This is a genomic window from Porticoccus sp. (assembly GCF_041592135.1).
Lineage (GTDB): Bacteria > Pseudomonadota > Gammaproteobacteria > Pseudomonadales > Porticoccaceae > Porticoccus.
In genome coordinates this window covers 1-5078 of record NZ_JBFHQR010000151.1, presented here as the reverse complement: position 1 = coordinate 5078, position 5078 = coordinate 1, and the positions used below count along the sequence as shown (strand labels likewise).

The 5078-nt window shown below is 61.2% G+C and carries 3 protein-coding genes; all 3 read left to right on the top strand.

The annotated features are described in order from the left end of the window. On the top strand, window positions 1–3231 hold a 3231-nt coding region (locus ABY948_RS11075), incomplete at its 5' end, for a methylmalonyl-CoA mutase family protein (RefSeq protein WP_461482596.1). A 97-nt stretch (window positions 3232–3328) separates the two neighbouring features. Next, a complete protein-coding gene (gene glyA / locus ABY948_RS11070) occupies window positions 3329–4588 on the top strand; it encodes a serine hydroxymethyltransferase (protein WP_461482595.1) in 1260 nt (419 codons plus the stop codon). A 138-nt stretch (window positions 4589–4726) separates the two neighbouring features. After that, window positions 4727–5078: transcriptional regulator NrdR (gene nrdR, locus ABY948_RS11065; protein ID WP_461482594.1), on the top strand; the 352-nt coding region annotated here is incomplete at its 3' end.

The window sequence follows — 5078 nt, the reverse complement described above, 5'->3', positions numbered from 1 at the left end:
GCCATCGCCATCAGTTCCTATCAGGGCGGGCACATGGAGTACTTCCGCTACATGCTGGAACTGCTGCGGCAGCACAATGCCGGGCATATCCAGGTGTTCGGCGGCGGGGGCGGCACCATCACCCTGGAAGAAATTGCCGAGCTGGAGACCGAAGGCGTCAACCGCATCTACCACCCCACCCACGGCATGGAGATGGGGCTGACCGGCATGATTGAGGATCTGGTGAGCCGCGCCCGACAGGCGCGCATGGCATCGGTATTCCCCGGGCAGCCGACCCTCGACAATGAAATTGCCGTGGCGCAGATGATTTCCGCTATCGAGGAAGGGGCTGTCTCTGGATCAGAGTTGACGCGGTTAAAGAAAGCCTGGCAACTGGCCGCCGGAAACACCCCGGTGGTGGGGGTCACCGGTACCGGCGGCGCGGGCAAGAGCAGTACGGTGGACGAGTTGTTGAGCCGCTTTCTGTTGCAGCGCCCGGACATGCGCATCGCCGTATTGGCGGTAGATCCCACCCGGCGCCGCACCGGCGGCGCCCTGCTCGGCGACCGCATCCGCATGAACAGCCTGGCGTCAACGCAAATCTATATGCGCTCCATGGCCACCCGCCGCCAGCACCTGGCCACCAGTGAAATGCTCGGCGACGTCACCCTGTTCCTGAAATCCCTCGGCTACGACCTGGTGCTGGTGGAAACCGCCGGTATTGGCCAGAGCGATTCCGAGATTGTCGATCTGGTGGATTTTTCCCTGTACATCATGACCAGCGACTACGGCGCGGCCAGCCAGCTGGAAAAGATCGACATGATCGATTACGCCGACATGGTGATTCTCAACAAGTACGACAAGCGCGGTGCCGAAGATGCGTTGCGGGACATCCGCAAGCAGTGGCAGCGCAATCGCAATGCCTTCCAGGTCAGCGGCGAGCAGATTCCGGTCTATCCCACCATTGCCAGCCAGTTCAACGACCCCGGTGTGAATCGCGCCTTCTATCACCTATGCAGGTTGCTGGTGAAAAAAGCCGGTCTGGACGAGCAGCGCTGGTTGCCAGCGAGTGACGAAGAATTCATGGAGTCGCGCTCCGTGGCCCTGATTCCCGGCAGCCGGGTGCGCTACCTGGCGGAGATCAGCGAGGGCGCTCGCCAGATCAAGGCGCGCAATGAACAGCAGGCGGAACTGGCGGCCACGGCCTATCAGAATTATCAGGTGCTCAATTCCTTGGCAGACCCGCAACTGCCGGAACCGCTGGCGCTGTATCCGGCCTCCGCCCTCACCGATGGCGAGGCCGACAACACCCTGCGCACCCTGCGCCAGCGCTACAACGCCGCGGTGGCCGACCTCAGCGGTGAATCCCTGCGTCTGTTGCAGGAATGGCCCGCTCGCAAGAGCGGGGTGGAAGACGAGCAGTATTGTTATCAGGTGCGCGATCGGGATATCAGCGGCGACAATTATGTGGAATCCCTCAGCCACCTGAAAATACCGAAGATCGCGCCGCCGCAATACCGGGACTGGGGCGAGCTGCTGGCGTTCCTGCTGGCGGAGAACCTGCCCGGCAGCTACCCCTACACTGCCGGGGTGTTTCCCTACCGGCGCATGGGGGAAGACCCGATCCGCATGTTTGCCGGGGAGGGCACGCCGGAGCGCACCAACCGTCGTTTTCACTACCTGTCCAGGGGGCATGAGGCCACGCGGCTGTCCACGGCGTTTGATTCAGTGACGCTGTATGGCGCGGACCCGGACCCGCGTCCGGATATCTGGGGCAAGGTGGGCAACTCCGGGGTGTCCATCGCCACCCTCGACGATATGAAAAAACTCTATTCCGGCTTCGACCTGTGCGCGCCGACCACCTCGGTATCCATGACCATCAACGGCCCGGCGCCGATGATTCTGGCGTTCTTTATGAACACCGCCATCGACCAACAGGTGGAAAAATACCTCACCGAAAACAATGGCTGGGATGAGGCAAAGAAAAAAATCGACGCCTGGTTCGGCGACCAGCCGCGACCCCAATATGCGGGCAAACTGCCGGAGGGGCACAACGGTCTGGGGCTGGCACTATTGGGTATCAGCGGCGACAAGCTGGTGGGTGCCGACACCTATGCCCGCATCCGCGCTGAGACTCTGGCGGCGGTGCGTGGCACCGTGCAGGCGGATATTCTCAAGGAAGATCAGGCCCAGAACACCTGTATTTTCTCCACCGCCTTTGCCCTGACCATGATGGGCGACGTGCAGGCGTTCTTTATCGCCAACAAAGTGCGCAACTACTACAGCGTGTCGGTGAGCGGTTATCACATCGCCGAGGCCGGGGCCAACCCGATCTCGCAGCTGGCGTTTACCCTGTCCAATGGCTTCACCCTGGTGGAGTACTACCTGTCCCGGGGCATGAAGGTGGATGACTTCGTGCCCAACTTCAGTTTCTTCTTCTCCAATGGCATGGACCCGGAGTACACGGTGATGGGCCGGGTGGCGCGGCGCATCTGGGCGCGGGCCATGAAGGAGCGCTACGGCGCCAGCCCGCGCAGCCAGATGTTGAAGTATCACATCCAGACCTCGGGCCGCAGCCTGCACGCCCAGGAGATGAGTTTCAACGACATTCGCACCACGTTGCAGGCGCTTTACGCGATTTTCGATAACACCAACAGTCTGCACACCAACGCCTATGACGAGGCGATTACCACGCCGACGACGGAATCGGTGCGCCGGGCGGTGGCGATCCAGATGATAATCAACAAGGAGTTCGGCCTGAATTTCTGCGAAAACCCCTGGCAGGGCTCGTTTATCGTCGAGCAGCTCACCGACCTGGTGGAGGAGGCGGTGTACGTCGAGTTCGAGCGCATTTCCGAGCGCGGCGGGGTGCTGGGTGCCATGGACACCATGTACCAGCGCGGCAAGATCCAGGAAGAGAGCATGTACTACGAGCACCGCAAGCACGACGGCAGCCTGCCGCTGATCGGCGTCAACACCTTCCTGCCGGAAGCCGGTGCCGAGGAGACCATCGAAGGTCGCGAACTGGCCCGCTCCGACGATCGGGAAAAACAGCAACAGGTGGATAACCTCAATGCCTACAAGGCGCTGCATGCCGGGCAATGTGCCGATGTCCTGAAACAGTTGCAGCAGGTGGTGTTGCGCCGCGGCAACAGCTTCGAATGCCTGATGGAGGTGGCCAAGTGTTGCTCCCTGGGGCAGATGAGCGAGGCGCTCTATCGGGTGGGAGGGCTGTACCGCCGCAATATGTAGACAACTTGCGCTGCGAGGGCGTTTTTTGCGTGGGATTCGATGGTGGATTTGTGTACAATTCGCGCTCTTTTTTAGGCCAACCACCAGTGTGAGATCCATGTTCGATAAAGACGTCACCATCGCCAGTTTTGACCCGGAAGTCTGGGCTGCCATCCAGCAGGAAGAGCAGCGCCAGGAAGAACACATTGAGCTGATCGCCTCCGAGAACTACACCAGTCCGGCAGTGATGGCGGCCCAGGGCACCAAACTCACCAACAAGTATGCCGAGGGCTATCCCCACAAGCGTTACTACGGTGGTTGTGAATTTGTCGACAAGACCGAAGAGCTGGCCATCGAGCGCGTCAAACAATTGTTCGGCGCCGGTTTTGCCAACGTGCAGCCGCACTCCGGCTCCCAGGCCAACAGCGCCGTTTACCAGGCCCTCTGCCTGCCCGGTGAAACCGTGCTGGGCATGAGCCTGGACGCCGGTGGACACCTGACCCACGGCGCCAAGCCGAATTTCTCCGGCAAGATCTACCACGCGGTGCAGTACGGCCTGAACCCGGAAACCGGGCTGGTGGATTACGACCAGGTGGAAGCCCTGGCGCTGGAACACAAGCCGAAAATGATCGTCGCCGGCTTCTCCGCCTATTCCGGTATTCTCGATTGGCAGCGTTTCCGCGATATCGCCGACCAGGTGGGTGCCTACCTGATGGTCGATATGGCCCATGTGGCCGGCCTGATCGCTGCCGGTGTCTACCCGAACCCGATGCCGTTTGCCGATGTGGTCACTTCCACCACCCACAAGACCCTGCGTGGACCCCGCGGTGGCATCATCCTCAGCAACGACGAGGAAATCGCCAAGAAGATCAACTCCGCGGTGTTCCCCGGTGGCCAGGGTGGTCCGCTGTGTCACGTGATCGCCGCCAAGGCGGTGTCCTTCATGGAGGCCATGGGCGACGAGTTCAAAACCTATCAACAGCAGGTGGTGAAAAATGCCAAGGCGATGGCCGCCACCTTCATGGAGCGCGGCATCAAGATCGTCTCCAGGGGCACCGAGAACCACCTGATGCTGGTGGACCTGATCGGCAAGGAATATACCGGTAAGGATGCGGATGCGGCCCTCGGGAGCGCCTACATCACCGTCAACAAGAACGCGGTGCCCAACGATCCCCGTTCACCATTCATCACTTCCGGTCTGCGGGTCGGCACCCCGGCCATCACCACCCGTGGTTTCAAGGAAGCCGAGTCTGTGCAGTTGACACACTGGATCTGCGATGTGCTGGACAGCCTGGAGAACGGCACCTCCGAACAGGTGATTCCTGAGGTGAAGGCGAAGGTGCTGGATATCTGCGGTCGCTTCCCGGTTTACGGGTAAGCCCGACAGCCCCGCTTCGGCGGGGCTTTTTGTACGGCGCAGCCCGGCCGCAACAGGGCTTGCCGAGTGAACATCCGGGGCGGGATAACACACAAAATGTGCTACCATCCGCCCCTACCCGATCAGGTGGCCTGAGCCATGCATTGTCCCTTCTGTAGCGCCGATGACACCAAGGTCATTGACTCGCGGCTGGTGGCCGAGGGCGGCCAGGTGCGTCGTCGTCGCGAATGCCTGTCCTGCAAAGAGCGCTTTACTACCTTTGAACTGCCCGAACTGCTGATGCCCCGTGTGATCAAGCGGGATGAAACCCGCGAGCCCTTCGACGAGGACAAGCTGCGCGCCGGTCTGTTGCGGGCGCTGGAGAAACGCCCGGTGGACATCGAGCGCATCGAGGGCGCCATTTCCCATATCCAGCATCAGTTGCGCGCCACCGGCGAGCGCGAAGTGACTACGCGCATGGTCGGTGAGCTGGTGATGGAGCAGTTGCGGG

What these genes read in the sequence shown, in the direction of transcription:
- glyA (WP_461482595.1), top strand. Translation starts at nt 3,329, where the DNA reads ATGTTCGATAAAGACGTCACCATCGCCAGTTTTGACCCGGAAGTCTGG.